We start from the raw sequence: 636 nt of genomic DNA, 5'->3' as shown, positions 1-636 counted from the left end.
ATTAGCAGAGATGGACTTATTAGAAGCCATTGAAGTGATGCATCATGAAGTCTATAACGCCATGATTAACCAATTCATTCCACCTGGATCTATTGATGATCAGTGGAACATTGACGGATTAGAAGATGAGCTTGAGGACGAGTTCAAAATTTCAATGCCGATCAACGATTGGCTAGATGAAGACCGCCGTCTAGATGAAGAAGGACTGCGTGCTAAAATTATCCAAACAGCCATAGACCGTTATCACAGCCGCCGTGAGCAAATGGGTGAGCAAGACGCCGCCCAGCTTGAGCGTCATTTTATGCTACAGAGTCTAGACAAGCACTGGAAAGAGCATTTGACACAGATGGATCAGCTGCGTAAAGGTATCCATCTACGCGGCTATGCGCAGAAAAATCCTGAGCAGGAATACAAGCGTGAATCGTTTGAATTGTTCCAAATGATGCTTGGGGCGATAAAGTCCGAAACGGTACAAGATTTATCACGTGTTCACATCCCAACCAAAGAAGAGCTAGAAGCACTGGAAGCTCAGCAACGTGAGAATGCTGCGCATATGCAAATGCAGTTTGAACATGATGACGTAGATAACTTAGCTAGCAACGTAAACAGTGCAGCCGCTCAGCCGCAACCACAAAA

Annotated in this window: 1 pseudogene; it reads left to right on the top strand. The window is 45.1% G+C overall.

From position 1 onward, the window contains the following. Positions 1-636: pseudogene (secA, locus tag ACS8FC_RS18565) on the top strand (preprotein translocase subunit SecA); the annotation flags it as partial.

This window comes from Psychrobacter sp. 1Y4 (assembly GCF_051847555.1).
This window is presented reverse-complemented; position numbering and strand designations above follow the sequence as displayed.